This is a genomic window from Arthrobacter sp. NPDC057259 (assembly GCF_042668995.1).
GTDB lineage: Bacteria > Actinomycetota > Actinomycetes > Actinomycetales > Micrococcaceae > Arthrobacter.
On record NZ_JBHUYA010000008.1, the window covers coordinates 50,816 to 69,213 of the forward strand.

Annotated in this window: 15 protein-coding genes and 1 riboswitch; of the genes, 12 read left to right on the forward strand and 3 right to left on the reverse strand. The window is 69.6% G+C overall.

Going from position 1 to position 18,398, the window contains the following annotated elements:
* The first annotated feature begins 11 nt into the window (after window positions 1-11).
* The 3 genes from ACFUCU_RS13530 to ACFUCU_RS13540 are packed head-to-tail and all read left to right on the forward strand — an operon-like array spanning window position 12 to window position 3,870.
* The gene (locus ACFUCU_RS13530; protein ID WP_377973073.1) at window positions 12-2,060 is read left to right on the forward strand and encodes a flagellar biosynthesis protein FlhA; all 2,049 of its coding nucleotides are present in this window, start codon (window positions 12-14) and stop codon (window positions 2,058-2,060) included.
* Window positions 2,038-3,510: a hypothetical protein gene (locus ACFUCU_RS13535; protein WP_377973074.1), complete on the forward strand. Its 1,473-nt coding sequence runs from the start codon at window positions 2,038-2,040 to the stop codon at window positions 3,508-3,510. Before ACFUCU_RS13530 ends, ACFUCU_RS13535 begins: the two co-directional genes overlap by 23 nt.
* A gap of 9 nt (window positions 3,511-3,519) precedes the next feature.
* Window positions 3,520-3,870 (forward strand): carbon storage regulator, encoded by a 351-nt coding sequence (locus tag ACFUCU_RS13540; protein WP_290258735.1) that lies wholly within the window; start codon window positions 3,520-3,522, stop codon window positions 3,868-3,870.
* On the opposite strand, the gene flgN is transcribed toward ACFUCU_RS13540, so the two are convergent.
* On the reverse strand, window positions 3,867-4,388 hold the full coding sequence (gene flgN / locus ACFUCU_RS13545; RefSeq protein WP_290258734.1) for a flagellar export chaperone FlgN: 522 nt from the start codon (window positions 4,386-4,388) through the stop codon (window positions 3,867-3,869). The two genes, ACFUCU_RS13540 and flgN, sit on opposite strands and share 4 nt — an antisense overlap.
* 216 nt (window positions 4,389-4,604) lie before the next feature.
* On the opposite strand from flgN, the gene ACFUCU_RS13550 reads away from it, so the two are divergent.
* Window positions 4,605-5,423 (forward strand): sigma-70 family RNA polymerase sigma factor, encoded by an 819-nt coding sequence (locus ACFUCU_RS13550; RefSeq protein WP_290258733.1) that lies wholly within the window; start codon window positions 4,605-4,607, stop codon window positions 5,421-5,423.
* 122 nt (window positions 5,424-5,545) lie between these two features.
* Complete coding sequence (locus ACFUCU_RS13555; protein ID WP_377973075.1) at window positions 5,546-6,028, forward strand: Dps family protein; 483 nt, start codon at window positions 5,546-5,548, stop codon at window positions 6,026-6,028.
* A 159-nt stretch (window positions 6,029-6,187) separates the two neighbouring features.
* Here ACFUCU_RS13555 and ACFUCU_RS13560 read toward each other — a convergent pair whose 3' ends face one another.
* A complete protein-coding gene (locus tag ACFUCU_RS13560) occupies window positions 6,188-7,750 on the reverse strand; it encodes an MFS transporter (protein WP_377973076.1) in 1,563 nt (520 codons plus the stop codon).
* Window positions 7,751-7,817: 67 nt separating this feature from the next.
* Here ACFUCU_RS13560 and ACFUCU_RS13565 point away from each other — a divergent pair, with 67 nt between their 5' ends.
* The 6 genes from ACFUCU_RS13565 (at window position 7,818) to ACFUCU_RS13590 (ending at window position 16,598) form a co-directional block, all read left to right on the forward strand.
* Entirely contained in the window at window positions 7,818-8,357 is a 540-nt protein-coding gene (locus ACFUCU_RS13565) for a TetR/AcrR family transcriptional regulator (RefSeq protein ID WP_377973077.1), read from the forward strand.
* A 378-nt stretch (window positions 8,358-8,735) separates the two neighbouring features.
* A riboswitch (glycine riboswitch) is annotated at window positions 8,736-8,833 on the forward strand.
* Window positions 8,834-8,990: 157 nt separating this feature from the next.
* Entirely contained in the window at window positions 8,991-11,864 is a 2,874-nt protein-coding gene (gene gcvP, locus ACFUCU_RS13570) for an aminomethyl-transferring glycine dehydrogenase (RefSeq protein WP_377973078.1), read from the forward strand.
* 8 nt (window positions 11,865-11,872) lie between these two features.
* Entirely contained in the window at window positions 11,873-13,036 is a 1,164-nt protein-coding gene (gene gcvT, locus ACFUCU_RS13575; RefSeq protein ID WP_377973079.1) for a glycine cleavage system aminomethyltransferase GcvT, read from the forward strand.
* 73 nt (window positions 13,037-13,109) lie between these two features.
* Entirely contained in the window at window positions 13,110-13,496 is a 387-nt protein-coding gene (gcvH, locus tag ACFUCU_RS13580) for a glycine cleavage system protein GcvH (protein ID WP_377973080.1), read from the forward strand.
* Window positions 13,493-14,821, forward strand: a complete 1,329-nt coding sequence (glyA, locus tag ACFUCU_RS13585) for a serine hydroxymethyltransferase (RefSeq protein ID WP_377973081.1) — start codon at window positions 13,493-13,495, stop codon at window positions 14,819-14,821. Before gcvH ends, glyA begins: the two co-directional genes overlap by 4 nt.
* A gap of 364 nt (window positions 14,822-15,185) precedes the next feature.
* Window positions 15,186-16,598, forward strand: coding sequence for an L-serine ammonia-lyase (locus ACFUCU_RS13590; protein ID WP_377973082.1), 1,413 nt, complete (start codon window positions 15,186-15,188; stop codon window positions 16,596-16,598).
* 9 nt (window positions 16,599-16,607) lie between these two features.
* Here ACFUCU_RS13590 and ACFUCU_RS13595 read toward each other — a convergent pair whose 3' ends face one another.
* Window positions 16,608-17,159, reverse strand: coding sequence for a TspO/MBR family protein (locus ACFUCU_RS13595; protein WP_377973083.1), 552 nt, complete (start codon window positions 17,157-17,159; stop codon window positions 16,608-16,610).
* Between the two features lie 133 nt (window positions 17,160-17,292).
* On the opposite strand from ACFUCU_RS13595, the gene ACFUCU_RS13600 reads away from it, so the two are divergent.
* Window positions 17,293-18,366 carry a lipid II:glycine glycyltransferase FemX gene (locus ACFUCU_RS13600; RefSeq protein WP_377973084.1) on the forward strand — a complete coding sequence of 358 codons (1,074 nt, stop codon included), beginning with the start codon at window positions 17,293-17,295 and terminating at the stop codon, window positions 18,364-18,366.
* Window positions 18,367-18,398: the final 32 nt, after the last annotated feature.

The window sequence follows — 18,398 nt, forward strand, 5'->3', positions numbered from 1 at the left end:
AGGACCGCGTCATGAACAACAGGCTCGCCCGGCTGGCGGTGCCCATCGGCATCGTGGGCATCGTGCTCCTGCTGGTGGTCCCGGTCCCGGCACCGCTGCTCGACTTCCTGATCGTCTGCAACATCCTGCTGGCGCTGCTGGTGCTGCTGACCAGCATGTTCGTGAAGAAGCCGCTGGACTTCTCCGTCTTCCCCTCGCTGCTGCTGGTGGCCACCCTGTTCCGGCTGGGCCTGAACGTGGCCTCCACCCGCCTGGTCCTGGGCAATGGCTACGCCGGCCAGGTCATCGAGGCCTTCGGCAAGGTCACCGTGGGCGGCTCCATGATCATCGGCGCCGTCGTCTTCCTGATCCTGGTGGTCATCCAGTTCGTCGTCGTCACCAAGGGCGCCGAGCGCGTCGCCGAGGTGGGGGCCCGCTTCACCCTCGACGCGATGCCCGGCAAGCAGATGGCCATCGACGCCGACCTCAACGGCGGCCTCATCACGGACACCCAGGCCCGCGCCCGCCGCGCCGAGGTCTCCGCCGAGGCCGACTTCTACGGCGCCATGGACGGTGCCTCCAAGTTCGTCAAGGGCGATGCGATCGCCGGCATCATCATTATCATCATCAACTTCGTTGGCGGCATCGCCATCGGCATGCTCCAGCGCGGCCAGCAGATCGGCGACGCGCTGGGCACCTACGGTCTCCTGACCATGGGCGACGGCCTGGTCACCCAGATCCCGGCGCTGCTGATGGCAGTCTCCACCGGCATGATCGTGACCCGGTCCAACGCCGAGGCGGACATGGGCCGGACCGCGTCCACCCAGCTGCTGCAGTCCCCGAACGCCCTGATGATCGCCGGCGTGGCCGCGATGGCCATGGCGCTGATCCCCGGCATGCCGCCGCTGCCGTTCATCCTGGTGGGCGCCGGCCTGGTGCTGGCCTCGCGCCGCACCGTCGCCGCGCAGCGGCAGGCCGCCCGGGCCAGCGAGGCAGAGGCCGCCGCGCTGAGCGCCCCCGAACAGGACCCGAACGAGAAGCTGCTCGAGGAGATGCGGATCCACCCCGTGGAGATCCTGCTGGCCCCGGACCTGGTGGACATGGTCTCCGGCGCCTCCGACGACCTGCTCGCCAGGGTCCGGTCCCTCCGGCACAAGATCGCCATGGACCTGGGCCTGGTCATCCCGCCCGTGCGGACCCGCGACAGCGTGGACCTGCCACCGGCCACCTACGCCATCCGCATCGCCGGCGTGGAGGCCGGGAGGGGCAGTGCTCCGGCCGGGCAGATGCTGGCCCTCGGCGACTCCCTGGAATCCCTGCCGGGGGTGGCGATGATCGAACCGGTCTTCGGTCTGGCCGGCAAGTGGATCCCCGCCGAGATGCGGCACAACGCGGAAATGACCGGCGCCACCGTGATCGACCGCGTCTCCGTCCTGGTCACCCACCTGTCCTCGATCGTCACGGCCAACGCCGCCCGGCTGCTGTCCCGCGAAGACGTCCGGGTCCTCACCGAGGGCGTGCGGAAGCAGAGCCCGTCCGCCGTCGAGGAACTCACCCCCGCGCTGCTCTCCCTCGCCGAGCTGCAGCGGGTCCTGCAGGGCCTGCTGGACGAGCAGGTCCCAATCAACGACCTCGCCCGGATCTACGAGGCGCTCACGCTACGCGCCAAGGTCTCCACCGATCCGGAGTCCCTCGTCGAGGCGGCCCGCCAGTCCCTGGGCCCCGCGCTCACCGCCCGCTTCATGGACGGCCCGGTGCTCAACGTGATCATGATCGACCCGCTGCTGGAGCAGTCCATGCTCGAGGACATGCGCCCCGCCGAAGGCGGCAGCCAGATCGTCATGGGCCAGGACCGCCTCGACGCCGTGCTCCGCTCGGTCCAGAACGCCATGGACTCCGCGGCGGCTGCCAACCGGCAGCCCGTGCTGGTCTGCGCCCCCGCCCTCCGCCCGGCCATCCACCGGCTGATGGGCGCCCAGCCCGGGTCCCTCCCGGTGCTCTCCTACCGGGAGGTCACCTCCGCCAACGTCCGGATCGAGACCGTAGGAGTCGTGCGCCATGCCGAACCGCTATCGGCTTAAGGGAGCCTCGCTCGAGGAGATCCAGGCCAAGGCCCGGGCCCAGTACGGTCCCGCGGCGCGGATCGTCTCGGCCGAACGCGTCATCAGCCCGGGCATCGCGGGCATGTTCGCGGCCAACCGCTACGAGGCGGTGGTCGAGCTGCAGCCGCGCCACGACGTTGTCACGGGTGAGGTGGTGCCCGACGCCGACGTGCTGAACGCCGACGGCGACGGCGCGCCGGCCTCCACCGTCGACAGTGTCCCGGCGGCCCCGGCCCCGGCGTCCGATCCGTCCTCGGCGCCTGACTCGTCCTCGCCGTCGGTGCCGGCCGCTCCGTCCGTGCCGGGCGCCCCGGCCGCTGCACCTCAACCGGCGTCGACGGCGCCGAGCGCGTCCCCGGCAGCCCCGGCTGCCGAGGAGCCCGGCCGCAAGTCCCGCCGCAAGGCCGCCAAGGCGGCCAAGTCCGGCCGGGCAGCGAAGACTGAGCCCGCCGCTTCCGCCACGCCGGCGCCGCCGGCGGGCGCCGCCGGGGGAGCCGCCCCGGGGCCCGCCGCTTCTGCTACCGCCCCCGGCGAGCAGGCCCGGGTATCCGCCCCCGGCCATGCCCTGCAGGGCGGCGCCATCGCGGCCCTGCTGGCCGAGGCAGATGCCGCCGAGATGACCATGCACAGGCCGGCACAGCCGGCACTGTCCACGGAGACGCCCGGCTTCGCCGAATTGCTGAATCAGCTCGGCTCCGGGCTGCAACCGCCGTCGGCCGCCGCCGCTCCGGCACCCGCGCGGGCGCCGCAGCCCGCCGGCGCGCCGTCCGGCGCACCCGCGGGAACCGCACCCGGCGCCGCGGCAGCCGGTGCCCGCACCGCCGCCGTGAGCCTGCTCGGGCCCGCCGAACCGGCCGAAAGCGCTCGCCGCACCGAGGAACGGTCCGAGGCGCCTGCGGCTCCCAAACGCATCCCGGCTCCGGTTCCACTGCGCGGCACCGGAGACCTGGTGGTTCTGGTGGGCCTGGGCGACGACCCGCTCGACACGGCCCTGGACATGTCCATCGCCGCGGGCGGCGCGGACGTGCGCACCGCGGGCGAGCTCAGCGCCTACGGCCACCTGCACCTGGACGGGCGCCAAAGCGCGACGGCGGCCCGCGCCCACGCCGTGGAAACCGAACAAACGGTCATTGCGGCCTTCGGCCTCGGCAAGGGCCGGCACGCGCTGGCGCGGCTCCAGGCCCTCGCGGCCCTTTCCCCGGACCAGGTCTGGGTGGTGGTGGATGCCGGCCGGAAAACCGCGGACACCGCCCGCTGGATCAACCTGGTCCGGTCGCGGCTGGAGATCGACGCCATGGCCGTCGTTGGCGCCGCCTACACTTCCTCGCCGGAGACCGTCGAGGCACTGAACATCCCGGTGGGATGGATCGACGGGAAGCCGGCCGGTCACCCGCTTCCATGGGCCGCCGCAGACGGCAGCGAAGGGTAGATTGAGAGCATGCTGGTACTCACACGCAAGCCGGGCGAACAGATCATGATCGGCGACGGCATCGTCATCACTGTTCTGGAGGGCCGCGGCGACGGCGTCCGGATCGGCATCGAGGCACCCCGCGGTGTCCCGATCCAGCGCCGTGAGGTCATCGAGGCGATCGCCGCGGCGAACCTCGCGGCCGCCCAAGCGGGAGCCGACGACGGGTCCGGCACCGAGGACGCGCTGCGCGGCCTGCTCGCGCCGGCTCCCGCGGCCACCACGGCGGTTCCGTCCGCACCGGTCCCCGCCGCACCGGTACAGCCCAACCCCACCACACCGGCACCCGACGCCGAACCCGTTGCCGGAGCCAACGGCTAGAGCGAGTTCGCGTCGTCCCCGAGGTACTGGGCCATCAGCGGCTGTGCGGCGCGCCGGGTGATGGTCAGGGCACGTTCGATGTTGGCGGCCAGCGTCAGCTGGTCGAGCATCGCCTCGGAGCTCGCGGCCGCCGGCGGTTCAAGCCCCAGGAGAGCAGTTTCGTTAGTGGCGGAGGCGGCGGCGAGCCGCCGGAGCAGGGCCCGCAACCCGTCGAGGTGATCTTGCAGGACCGCGGGCCACGCGCCGGGCGGCGCGGCGGCGATCAGCTCTACTAAGGTGGCCTGCGCCGGGAGGCCCCACTCACCGGCGACGGCCGCGGATTCGACGTTGCGGGCCAGCGCCTCGAAGCGGAGCCGGTCCAGCACGGCTTCGATTTCGGACGAGGTGAAATTCAGCCAGGCGAGGTTGCCGGCGGCCAGATGGAGGCGCTGCGTTTCGAGCCGGAACAACAGCAGCTCAAGCTGCCGGCGTTCCTGCCACAGCGCCGCCGAAAGATCCCCCGCACCCATGGGCCCCATTCCCTTGCCATCCCGGCCGTATGACGGCTTTCCGCATTTTCGGCCAAGCTTTTTCCTGAGGGTACACGCAGATTCCGGATCAGGTGATAGGTTTCGATCTGGGTGCTGCACCCGACCGTCGAAGACCGACTCCCATGGGGGGAGCACGGGGCCGTTTGGGGATGCGGCTTCCGCTGTTTTACAGCTCCTGAACCGGTCTCATGGGGGGACACACTATTGAATCGCGTGGAACGCAACGAGATGGTCACTCAGCACCTTCCGCTGGTTGGCTACCTCGTCTCAGATTTGTGCTCGAAGGCGTCCCACCTCTCGCGCGATGACCTGGCGTCGGCTGGTGCCGTAGCCCTGATTACCTCGGCCGATTCCTTCGACCCCGAGCTCGGGGTTCCCTTCGGCGCGTTCGCCCGCCGCCGCATCCTCGGCGCATTTGCCGACGAGATGCGTGCCTCTGACTGGGCGACGCGCTCGGCACGCCGCCGGATCAAAGAGACCATGTCGGTTCAGGAGACCCTGGCCTCCGCCCTCGGACGGACCCCCACCGTCGACGAGATCGCCGCGGCCCTCGGTGTCCAGCAAAGCGTCGTGGAGGCAGCGCTCGCGGATGCCTCGCGCACCCTCACCCCGCTGGACGACGCCGTCGTCGATACCCTGGCCGCCGAAACGCTGTCCCCGGAGAGCTCGGTCCTGGCCGACGAGCGGCTCCAATACCTGCGCGCCGCCGTGAAGTCGCTGCCCGAGCGGATGCGCTACGTGGTGGAGGAGATCTACTTCGGCGACCGGACCGTCAAGGACCTCGCCGCGGAACTCGGCTCCACCCACGCCGCGGTATCCCAGCAGCGCGCCGAAGCCATCCGGCTGATGCGCGACGGTCTCACCGCGCACTACGCCGACGACCCGGACCGCGGCTTCGAGCCCGAATCCCGGATCACGCCGCGGCGCCGCAACGACTACCTGGCCCAGCTGTCCGAGGCCACCGCCGGCGGGATCACGCGGGCGATATTCCCGCAGGGACCCGCGCTGAATCAGGCCGTTTAGACCCCGAATCCAGCTTAGTAAGTTCACTTACTAAGCTTATCGTGAAAACTCTCCCTGCCGTCTCCTGCCTGCGGTAGCGTCTGTGGCATCAGCCCGTCCAGACGCTCCACCAAGGAGGATTCATGAAAGCAACACCCACCCTCGCAGGAAATATGCAGGCCGTGCTCGTGGACCTGATCGAACTCCACGTCCAGGGCAAGCAGGCGCACTGGAACATCGTCGGCACCAACTTCCGCGACCTGCACCTGCAGCTCGACGAGATCATCGACGCCGCCCGCACCTTCGCGGACGAGATGGCCGAGCGCATGCGGGCCCTGCACGCCCTCCCGGACGGCCGCAGCTCGACGGTGTCGAAGACCACCGCCCTGCCCGAGTTTCCCACCGGCCTGATCAATACCAAGGACGCGATCGAGAAGATCGTGGCCGCGCTGGAGGCCGCCGTCGGCACCATGCGCAAGGTGCACGACGAAGTGGACGAGGAGGACCCCACCACCGCGGACCTGCTGCACGCCTTCATCGCCAAGCTCGAGCAGTTCGCCTGGCTGGTCAACGCCGAAACCATGCGGGCCACGGCCTCCGTCACGACGCCGGACGCCGGCAAGTAAACCGAAGGACACAGAGCAGCGTCCGACGTCGGGAGTCCCGACGTCGGACGCTGCCGTTTTTGGGCCGGTGCAGGGCCGCTGGTGTCCCTTTGGGGCGCCCGAATCAGTGAGCGTGAGTGAACGGACCCGGGTCAGTGGGCCCGGCTCAGTGTATTTGACTCAGTGCGCCCGCGGCACCCGGCGGAGGACGACGGCGGCCAGCACCGCGGCGCCGGCCATCAGGACCAGCGCAATCGCCGCGGTGATGTGGACGCCCGAGTCGAATGCCGCGCGGGCGGCGGTCATCACGGCGTCGGCCAGGGGCCCGGGCAGGGTCGCGGCGAGTTCCGCCGCGCCGGCCAGGGTCTCCCGGGCCTGGCCGGCGGCGGCCGGGTCGGCCTGGGGGAGGCCGGCCGGCAGGACCAGATTCCGCTGGTAGGACGCCGTCAGGATGGAGCCCAGCACGGCCGTGCCCAGCAGCGAGCCGACCTCGTACCCGGTCTCCGAGATCGCGGACGCGGCGCCCGACTTTGCGGCCGGGGCGGCGCCGAGGATCAGGTCGTTGGAGATGGTCTCGGCTGCCCCCACACCCAGGCAGAGCACTAGCAGCGCGGCCAGCAGCATCGCCGGCCCGGAACTGTGGTCACCGAAGGCCACCAGCGCGTACCCGGCGGCGCTGAACAGCAGGCCGCCGGCGACGACGAACCCGGGCCGGACCTTCCGCACCAGTGGTACCACCAGCAGCCCGGCCGCCACGGTCGCGGCCAGCGCGGGCACCATCGCCAGCCCGGACTCGGACGGTGTCTGTCCCTCCAGGAGCTGGAGGTGCTGGGCAAGGAAGAGGATGAAGCCGTTGTAGGAGAACAGCGCCAGGACGTTGGCCGTGATGGCCGTGCTGAACACGGGATTGCCGAACAGGCCCAGGTCCAGCAGGGGAGCGGTGGTTGCGCCCGCGGCAAGCCTGCGCTGCCGCCGGACAAAGGCGTACCCCATGACCAGCCCCGCGCCGAGGGCCGCCAGCGGCACCGGACCGGCGCCCTCCACGGCCAGCATCTTGATGCCATAGACGGCCGGCGCCATTGCCAGCATGGACAGCGCGATGCTGGGCAGATCCACCGGCCCGGGGTTCGGGTCGCGGGATTCGGGGATGAAGGAGGGCCCGAGCAGCAGCAAGGGCACGATGATGGGAACCGCCATCAGCAGCACCGCGCCCCACCAGAGGTGCTCCACCAGCCAGCCGCCCAGGACCGGCCCCAGCGCCGCGCCGCCGGAGAAGCCAGCGGCCCAGATTGCCACCGCCAGGCGGCGCCGGTTCGGCTCCGGGAAGATGTTCCGGATCAGGGACAGCGTGGAGGGCATCAGCATGGCCCCGAAGAACCCCAGTGCCGCTCGGCCGGCCACCAGCCACTCGGGGCCCGGGGCGAATGCCGTCGCTGCGGACACCGCCGCGAAGCCGGCTGCGCCGGTGAAGAGGAGCCGCCGGCGGCCGATCCGGTCCCCGATGCTGCCCATCGCGACCAGCAGGCCGGCGAGCACCAGCGGGTACACGTCGACCATCCACAGCATTTGGACGCCGGTGGCATTTAGGTCGCGGGCGATCGCGGGCAGGGCGAAGGTCAGGGCGGTGTTGTCGACCGCCACCAGGAGGACCGGGAACATCAGCAGCGACAACGCCAGCCAGTCCCGCCACGGCGCCCGGGAGCGCGTCGCGGGACGCTCGGCATTAGGAAGCAAGGTCTTCATCCGAATAACTGTACCGTCTGGACGGTATAGTTAAGAAATCCGGCATCCACCGGGCATGATGGGAGCCATGCCCAGGAAACCCGTCGCCCGCGAGGCCGTCCTCGACGCCTTCGAATCCCTGCTCATCGCCGAGGGGGAGCGGGCCGCCACCCTCGAGGCGGTGGCAAAGCGGGCCGGGGTCTCCAAGGGCGGCTTGCTGTACCACTTCCCGAACAAGGAGGCCATGATCGCGGTCCTCCTGGAACGGCTGGACCGGCTGCTGGCCGAGGACCTGGCCGCCATGGCCGCGGCGCCGGAGGGCGCCGCCGCGTACTTCATTAGGTCTTCGGTCTGGGCTGATACCGCCCTGGACCGGGTCTTCGTCGCGGCCACCCGGCTCGCCGAGGTGGCGCACGCCGAGACCCTGCGCCGCATGGCCGGAGTGCAGGCCAGTTGGCTGGAACTGCTCGCCGCCGACGTCGGGCCCGGAATGGCCAAGGCGGTGCTCTACATGGGGGATGGGCTGTATTTCAATGCCATGCTGGCCCGCAGTGGGGGTGCCACGCCGCTGGCGGTGGACGACGACGTCGAGAGCCTCCTCGCCGCCGTCGACCGCCTCCGCCCCTAAACGACGCTCCCTCACGTCCGGCGTCACTCCAGCGGACGTTCCCTCACGTCGGGCACCTCTCCAGCGGACGCTCCCTCACGTCGGGCGTCACTCCAGCGGACGCTCCCTCAGATTTGGTGCTTCTCCGGCGGTCGCTCCCTCACATCCGGCGTCACTCCGGCCGACGCTCCCTCACGTCCGGCGTTCATTTGAGGGACGCACCCGCATGTCGGGTGAGCGGGCTTTTTGGAAATATTCTCCGAACCTGAGGGAGGTTCGCGGGAAATCGCGCCGAAAGTGAGGGAGCGTCGGGCGGGGAGAAATGAAGTTTGCGGAGGCGGGCTCCGGCATAGGACAATGAATGCTGTGACTATGGTCACGAGCAACTGAATATGCCTTTGATCTGCGGCGGGAGAGTCCTGCCAGTGGTACACGCAGGCGCCGTAGGAGCAAATCCTCCCCAGGAATCTCTCAGGCCCATGTACCGCCGCGGCGAGGCCACTCTGGAAAGCAGCGCGCCACGAGTCCCCCGGGATGCCGCGCTCACCGACGGTGCAAGCGGGACCCCGCCAGGGGTCGCGCGGAAACTCTCAGGTCCAATACAGAGCGGGGAGGAACCCGAATCACTGCGGCGTACCCTGCGCCGCCTTAGTTATGGAGTTCCTTGTGACCGTTACCTCAGCCTCCACGTCCTTCGTCGACAGGCATATCGGCGCCCGCCGCCAGGCCGACGTCGAGACCATGCTCAAGGCCGTCGGCTACGACACCGTCGACGCGCTCGTTGACACCGCCGTTCCCAAGGACATCCGTCAGGACTCCGGCCTGGCGCTGACCGCCGCGCTGAGCGAGGTGGAGGTCCTGGCCGAACTGCGCAAGCTCGCCGCCAAGAACAAGACCGCCGTGCAGATGATTGGCCAGGGCTACTACGACACCGTCACCCCGGCCGTGATCCGCCGCAACATCCTCGAGGCGCCGGCCTGGTACACGGCCTACACGCCGTACCAGCCCGAAATCTCCCAGGGCCGGCTCGAGGCCCTGCTGAACTTCCAGACCATGGTCCAGGACCTGGTGGGCCTGCCGATCGCCAACGCCTCGCTGCTGGACGAAGCCACCGCCGTCGCCGAGGCCGTGCTGATGATGCGCCGGGCCAACAAAAATAAGGACGCCCGCGACGGCAAGACCGTCATGGACGCCGACTGCCTCCCGCAGACCATCGCGATCGTCAAGGGCCGCGCCGAGGCCCTCGGCTTCGAGGTGGAAGTCGCCGACCTGTCCAAGGGTCTCCCGGAGGGCACCATCAACGGCATCGTGCTGCAGCAGCCTGGCGCCTCCGGCCGCGTCTTCGACCACTCCGCCGTCATCGGCGAGGCCAAGGAACGCGGCGCCCTCGTCACCGTCGCCGCTGACCTGCTGTCCCTGACCCTGATCACCCCTCCCGGCGAGCAGGGCGCCGACATCGCCGTCGGCTCCGCCCAGCGCTTCGGCGTCCCGCTGTTCTTCGGCGGCCCGCACGCCGCCTACATGGCCGTCCAGAAGGGCCTGGAGCGCTCCATGCCCGGCCGCCTGGTGGGCGTCTCCAAGGACTCCGCCGGCATCCCCGCCTACCGCCTGGCCCTGCAGACCCGCGAACAGCACATCCGCCGCGAGAAGGCCACCTCCAACATCTGCACCGCCCAGGCGCTGCTGGCCATCGTCGCTTCGTTCTACGCCGTCTATCACGGCCCGGACGGGCTCAAGGCCATCGCCGAGACCACCCACGGCCACGCCCGGACCATCGCCGCATCGCTGAAGGCGGCCGGCCTGGACGTGCTGCACACCTCGTTCTTCGACACCGTCACCGTCTCGGTGCCGGGCAAGGCCGCCGAGATCATCGCCGCCGCCGACGCCAAGGGCATCAACCTGCGCGCCATCGACGCGGACACCGTCGGCATCTCCGCCGATGAGGCCACGACGACGGCGATCGTCGCCGACGTCGTCGCCGCCTTCGGCGCGAGCGTGGCCGACCCTGCCTCAGGCACGGATACTGCCTTCGCCCTGGACTCCGCCGTCGAGCGCAGCTCCGACTACCTCCAGCACCCGGTCTTCAACACCCACCGCTCCGAAACCCAGCTGCTGCGCTACATCCGCCGCCTCTCGGACCGCGACCTGGCCCTGGACCGCACCATGATCCCGCTGGGCTCCTGCACGATGAAGCTGAACGCCACGGCCGAAATGGAAGCCATCTCCTGGCCGGAGTTCGCCTCCATCCACCCGTTTGCCCCGGAATCCCAGACCGCCGGCTGGCGCGAACTGATCGATGACCTCGAGGCCCAGCTGACCGAGATCACCGGCTACGACCAGGTCTCCATCCAGCCGAACGCCGGATCCCAGGGCGAGCTCGCCGGCCTGCTGGCCATCCGCGGCTACCACCTCTCCCGCGGCGACGAGCAGCGCAACGTCTGCCTCATCCCGGCCTCCGCGCACGGCACCAACGCCGCCTCCGCGGTGCTCGCCGGCATGAAGGTCGTCGTCGTCGCCACCGCCTCCGACGGCACCATCGACCACGCCGACCTGCAGGCCAAGATCGAGCAGCACAAGGACGCCCTGTCCTGCATCATGATCACCTACCCGTCCACGCACGGGGTGTACGACGCCGACGTCCGCGAGGTCTGCGACGCGATCCACGCCGCCGGCGGCCAGGTCTACATCGACGGCGCCAACCTCAACGCCCTCGTCGGCCTCGCCCAGCCGGGCCAGTTTGGCGGGGACGTCTCGCACCTGAACCTGCACAAGACCTTCTGCATCCCGCACGGCGGCGGCGGGCCCGGCGTCGGCCCGGTCGCCGCCAAGGCCCACCTGGCACCGTTCATGCCCGGCAACGCGGCGGATCCGGCCAACGGCGCGGACGGCACCCCGATCTCCGCCTCCCGCTACGGCTCCGCCGGCGTCCTGCCGATCTCCTGGGCCTACGTGAAGCTCATGGGTGGCGAGGGCCTGACCGAGGCCACCAAGTCTGCGCTGCTCGCGGCCAACTACATCGCGGCGCGCCTGAACGACTCCTTCCCGGTGCTTTACACCGGCGAGGGCGGCCTGGTGGCGCACGAGTGCATCCTGGACCTGCGCGAAGTCACCGCCAAGACCGGCGTCACCGCCGAGGACGTCGCCAAGCGCCTGATCGACTACGGCTTCCACGCCCCCACCCTGGCGTTCCCCGTGGCCGGCACCCTGATGGTCGAACCCACCGAATCCGAGGACCTCGGCGAGATCGACCGGTTCATCACCGCGATGATCGCCATCCGCGCCGAGATCGACCAGGTGGCCCACGGCGACTTCACCGTCGAGAGCAGCCCGCTGCGCAACGCCCCGCACACCGCGGCCGCGACCATCAGCACCGACTGGGACCGTTCCTACTCCCGCGAGCAGGCCGTCTTCCCGGTCCACACGCTCAAGCAGGACAAGTACTTCCCGCCGGTCGGCCGGATCGACGGCGCCGCCGGTGACCGCAACCTGATCTGCTCCTGCCCTCCGCTGTCCGAATTCGAAAACTGAGGCCACCGATGACTGAGAACTACACCGCCCTGTACGAAGAGCACAAGAAGCTCGGCGCCTCCTTCACCGACTTCGGCGGCTGGCAGATGCCGCTGAAGTACGGCTCCGAGCTCGCCGAGCACCACGCCGTCCGTGCCTCCGCGGGCCTGTTCGATCTCTCCCACATGGGCGAGGTTTGGGTCACCGGCCCCGACGCCGCGGCCTTCCTCGACTACGCCCTGGTGGGCAAGATCTCCGCTATGGCCGTCGGCAAGGCCAAGTACTCGCTGATCTGCAACGAGGACGGCGGCATCATCGACGACCTCATCACCTACCGCCGCCCGGCGGGGGCCGACGGTACGGACGCCTTCCTCGTGGTGCCCAACGCCGGCAACGCCAAGGTCGTCGCCGCGGCCCTGGCCGAGCGGGCCGGTTCTGCCCCGGAAGGCGGCTTCGACGTCACGGTCCGGGACGCGTCCGCCGAGATCTCGCTGGTCGCGGTCCAGGGCCCCAAGGCCGAGGCCATCCTGCTCCGCCTGGTTCCCGCCGCCCAGCACGAACTCGTCACCGGCCTGAAGTACTACGCCGCCGTCGAGGTTCCCTTCATGGTTTCCGGTGCCGGCAAGGACCTGCTGCTCGCCCGCACCGGTTACACCGGCGAGGACGGCTTCGAGATCTTCGTGGACAACGACGACGCCGCCGCCCTCTGGCAGGCGCTGATCGCCATCGCCGAGGAGGGGGAACTGACCCCGGCCGGGCTCGCCTCCCGCGACTCCCTGCGGCTCGAGGCCGGCATGCCCCTCTACGGCAACGAACTCTCGCTCCAGGGCGATCCGTTCGCCGCGGGCCTCGGCCCCGTCGTCGCGCTCTCCAAGGAGGGCGACTTCGTCGGCAAGGCCGCGCTGGCCGCCAAGAAGGACGCGGGCGCCGGCACCACTACCGGCCGCCGCCTCGTCGGGCTCAAGGGCCTCGGCCGCCGCGCCGGACGCAGCCACTACCCGGTCCTCAAGGACGGCGCGGTCGTCGGCGAAGTCACCTCCGGCCAGCCCTCACCCACCCTGGGCTACCCGGTGGCCATGGCCTACGTCGACGTCGCTTACACCGAACCCGGCACCGCCCTGGACATCGACCTGCGCGGCAAGCCCGAACCGTTCGAGGTCGTCGCCCTGCCGTTCTACAAGCGCCAGAAGTAACACTCCGTGGGCGCGCCCTCCAGGGGCGCGCCCACGCGTTAGGCTTTTTACCCTCTAAACTTAGGAATTTTTCATGGCAAAAGTAGCTCCTGAACTGCAGTACTCCGACGAGCACGAGTGGGTTGCCCGGGAGGACGGCAGCGACGTCGTCTCCATCGGCATCTCCGCCGTAGCCACCGACGCCCTCGGCGACATCGTCTACGTCGACCTGCCCGAGGTCGGCTCCACGGTCACCGCGGGGGAGACCTGCGGTGAGGTCGAGTCGACTAAATCCGTGTCCGACCTGTACGCACCCGTTACCGGCGAGGTCACCGAGACCAACTCCGCCGTCGTCGATGACCCGGCCCTGATCAACAGCGACCCGTACGGCGCCGGCTGGCTCTTCAAGGTCGCCGCCGTCTCCGACGGACCGCTCCTCTCCGCCCAGGACTACGCCTCCAAGAACGGCGGCGAACTGTGAGCGCGGCCGCAGGCACCCACACCGCCGTGTTCGAACAGGTCGTCTCCCCGTCCCTGGACGCGGACCTCTCGGAGCTGGACCCGGAGATCGCCGCGAGAATCGACGCCGAACTCGCCCGCCAGCGCGACGGCCTGGAGATGATCGCCTCCGAGAACCACACCGCCCGCGCCGTCATGCAGGCGCAGGGCTCGGTCCTGACGAACAAGTACGCCGAAGGCTACCCGGGCAAGCGCTACTACGGCGGCTGCGAGCACGTCGACGTGATCGAGCAGCTCGCCATCGACCGCGTGAAGGCCCTCTTCGGCGCCGACTACGCGAACGTCCAGCCGCACTCCGGCGCCCAGGCCAACGCTTCCGTCATGCACGCCCTGATCCGTCCGGGCGACACCATCATGGGCCTGAACCTGGCCCACGGCGGCCACCTGACCCACGGCATGAAGATCAACTTCTCCGGCCGGCTCTACAACGTCATCCCTTACCAGGTGCGCGAGGACGACCACCGGATCGATATGGCCGAGGTCGAGCGCCTGGCGCACGAGCACAAGCCGCAGCTGATCGTCGCCGGCTGGTCTGCCTACGCCCGCCAGCTCGAGTTCGCGGAATTCCGCCGGATCGCCGACGCCGTTGGCGCCTACCTGATGGTGGACATGGCGCACTTCGCCGGCCTGGTCGCCGCCGGGCTGCACCCCTCCCCGGTGCCGCACGCGCACGTGACGACGTCGACGACGCACAAGACCCTCGCCGGTCCGCGCGGCGGCATCATCCTCTCCAACGACGCCAACATCGCCAAGAAGATCAACTCGGCCGTGTTCCCGGGCCAGCAGGGCGGGCCGCTGGAGCACGTCATCGCCGGCAAGGCCGTCGCCTTCAAGGTCGCCGCGTCCGCCGAGTTCAAGGAACGCCAGGAGCGCGTCCTGGCGGGCGCCCGGATCCTCGCCGACCGTCTTACCCGCGACGACGTCGCCGCCAAGGGCATCTCCGTGGTCTCCGGCGGCACCGACGTGCACCTGGTCCTGGTGGACCTGCGCGACTGCGAGCTCAACGGACAGGAAGCCGAGGACCGGCTCGCCGCGATCGACATCACCGTCAACCGCAACGCCGTCCCGTTCGACCCGCGGCCGCCGATGGTCACCTCCGGACTGCGGATCGGCACCCCGGCCCTGGCCACCCGCGGCTTCGGCGAGGCGGCCTTCACCGAGGTGGCGGACATCATCGCCGAGGCCCTCATGGCCGACGCCGACGCCGACCTCTCCGGGCTCCGCGACCGGGTCCAGGCCCTCGCCGCCGCCCACCCGCTCTACCCGTCGGTCACGAACCTGGGCTAACTCGCCCCTCGTTCTCCGTCCCCCGGTGCAGGCTGCCGTTGCTGGCTCCCGTGCCGTCCTCCGTGGTTGGCTCCGGGGCCGGCGGACCGGACTTTTCACGCGTGCTCGCTCGTACCTCGCTTAGACGCACGCTTTCGAAAAGCCCGGCTCCGCCGCCCCCTCGGGGGACGCTTGCCGTTGGCATCACTCAAATGGGCGTCCGGGACCACAGCGCAAAGGTGACGGGCCAAGGGAGGGTGACGGGCATCCGGCAGCATGCGTCAAAGCGACGAAGGAGCAGCATGCAGAGGATGTCCGGTGCACTCCCACCCAAGCCGGCCCGACGGCGAAGCTCACTTAAGCAGTGTTTAGTTAGGATTTAGTAATGGCTGTAGGCGTCTTTGATCTGTTCTCGATTGGGATCGGGCCCTCGAGTTCGCACACCGTGGGGCCGATGCGGGCCGCTGCGGTGTTTGCCGAGGAGCTGAAGGCGTCGGGCGAACTTGAGCGGGTGGCTTCGCTGCGGGTGGATCTGTACGGTTCGCTGGCCGCGACCGGGCACGGGCACGGCACCATGACCGCCATCCTGCTGGGCCTCGAGGGGTACCACCCGGAGAAGATCCTCCCCGACGAGGTCGAGGAGCGGCTCGCCGCGATCGCCGGGACCGGGACGCTGCAGCTGGCCGGCGCCGTCGGCCTTCCCTACGGGGTCCAGGACATGGTGCTCCGCCCCCTCACGGTGCTGCCCCGGCACACCAACGGGATGACGTTCACCGTCTCCGACGCCGACGGCGGCGTCCTGCACCAGGCGACGTTCTTCTCCGTCGGCGGCGGCTTCATCGTCCGCGAGGGCGAGGAGGAAGCGGCGCAGCAGGAACTCGACGAATCCAAGAAGGAACTGCCCCTGCCGTTCCGCACCGCAGCGGAACTGCTCGAGCACTGCCGGAACACCTCCCTGCGGATCAGCGACGTGATGCTGGTCAACGAGGAGGACAGCCGCAGCGCCGAGGACATCCGGGCCGGTCTGCTGCACATCTACTCCGTCATGGAGGAATGCGTGGCCGTCAGCCTCAAGCGGACGGGCCTGCTGCCGGGCGGCCTGAACGTCCGTCGCCGCGCCCCGGACTGGCACGAACGGCTGATGAAGGAAAGCTGCGAGGAGGACCCGGACTTCCGGGACCCGAAGTACTGGCAGGAATGGGTGAACCTGATCGCCCTGGCCGTCAACGAGGAGAACGCCTCGGGCGGCCGCGTCGTCACCGCACCCACCAACGGCGCCGCCGGGATCATCCCCGCCGTGCTCTACTACGCGCTGCACTTCGCCCCCGGCATGGACAAGGCCACCCAGCAGGACCGGGACGAGACGGTGGTGAAGTTCCTGCTCGCCGCGGGTGCCATCGGTGTCCTCTACAAGGAACAGGCCTCCATTTCCGGGGCCGAGGTCGGCTGCCAGGGAGAGGTCGGGTCGGCGTCGTCGATGGCCGCCGCCGGCCTCGCCGAGGTCATGGGCGGCACCCCGCAGCAGGTGGAGAACGCCGCCGAAATCGCGATGGAACACAACCTCGGCCTGACCTGCGACCCGATCGGCGGCCTGGTGCAGATCCCGTGCATCGAACGCAACGCGATCGCGGCGGCCAAAGCCATCAACGCCGCCAAGATGGCGCTCTGGGGCGACGGGTCGCACCGGGTCTCCCTCGACGAGGTAATCGTGACCATGCGCGAGACCGGTAAGGACATGAGCTCTAAGTACAAGGAGACCGCCATGGGCGGCCTCGCCGTCAACGTGGTGGAGTGCTGAGGCGCCCGCTCAGTTGGTGAAGGCAGCCCACAGGTTCAGCGTCGAGGCAAAGACCACCCACGCCAGGTAGGGGACCAGCAGCAGACCTGCCGGGCGGCTGATCCGGCGGAAGCGGTTCAGCGTTGCGGCCAGGACCACTGCCAGCGCCACGATGATTGCCAGGGCAATCCACAGCGCCGGCGTACCCAGGGCCGGGTAGAGGGCAAAGAACGCGGGAGTCCACAGCAGGTTCAGCACCAGCTGGACGGCGTATAGGGTCAGCGCCCGGCGGGTGCCCTCGGCGCGGGTCCGCCACACCAGCCACGCCGCCACCGCCATCGCGGTGTAGAGCAGCGTCCAGACCGGTCCGAATACCCAGTTCGGCGGCGACCACGGGGCCTTGTCCGCCCCGGCATACCAGCCGTCGACGTTGCTGGCGGAGGCCAGCCCGCCGAGTCCGGCCACCAGCGCGGAAGCGGCGAGCAGAACGAGCAGGCCCAGCACCTGGGCGCCGGCTCCGCGGTGCGCCGACGCGCCCGGGCCGGCCTGGCGGGAGGCGTCTAGTTCCGGCTGCGGTTGCATGCCTTCAGCCTAGCCCGGGAGCCGGTGGCGGCCACAGGGTCGGCGTCCCGGCCACCCGTGACGCCGATAGACTTGGTGGTGCATGCCAGCCATGCCGCCGAAGCTCGTCCCGCAAAGATTGGATACCGCACCCTTGCGAGAATTCACCGCCCGCTTTGCCTCCGCCGAAGAGGTCGCCACCTGGGACGCCCGCGTCACCGCGAACCCCAACGGCGGGAACCTGCTGCAGTCGGAGGCCTTTGCCGAGGTCAAGCAGCACTACGGCTGGAAGCCCCTGCACCTGGTGTACGAGACGGCCGACTACACCAGTTACAACCTGGTCCTGGAGAAGAGCTTCCCCGTGCTGGGCAAGCTCTGGTACATGATCAAGGGACCCGACGTCGCCTCCGTCGAGGACATTCCGGGGATCGCCAAGGCCAACGCCGACTTCGTCAAGCGCGCCCGGCTGGGCGTCTTCGCGATCAAGATCGAACCCGACGTCGTCCTCACCGACGACGCCCGTCGTGTCATCGAGGGCGCGGGCCTGGTCAAGACGCACAACCTGCAGCCCAACGATTCCACCGCCCTGCTGGACATCTCCCCGGAGGAGAACCAGCTGCTGCGCAACCTGCACTCCCGCGGCCGGAACGCCGTCCGCCGCGCCATCCGCGAGGGCGTGGAAGTGCACAACGTCGAGCCCACGGAGGAGAACTTCCGGGCCATGTACGGACTGATGAGCACCACCGTCGAGGCCAAGTCCCAGGTCCGCGTCCGCGACTTCGAGTACTACCAGCGCTTCTGGACCAACTTCCTCAAGCGCAGCCAGGGCCGGCTCTTGTTCGTCTACGAAAACGGTGTCCCGTCCGTGGGTGCCTTCGTCATCAACTACGGCCGCAAGGGAACGTACAAGGACGGCGGCTCCCTGCAGCAGCGTGGCCAGTACGGCGACTCCCACCTGGTCCAGTGGACCGCTATCAACCAGCTGAAGGAGCTCGGCTGCACCGAGTACGACTTCTGCGGCACCCCGCCGAGCGACAAGCTCAAGGACACATCCAACCCCTTCCACGGCCTGGGCCTGTTCAAGACCAGCTTCAGCAAGACCGTCACGGACTTCGTCGGCTGCTACGACCAGGTCCTCAGCCCGTTGAAGTACAAGGCCTGGACGGCAGCGGGGGAGCGGGTCGCCCGCCAGCTCTACACGCGCCGCACCGGCCAGCAGTTCTACTAGACCGCCCAGCAAGGTGAAGTGAGATGGCCGGG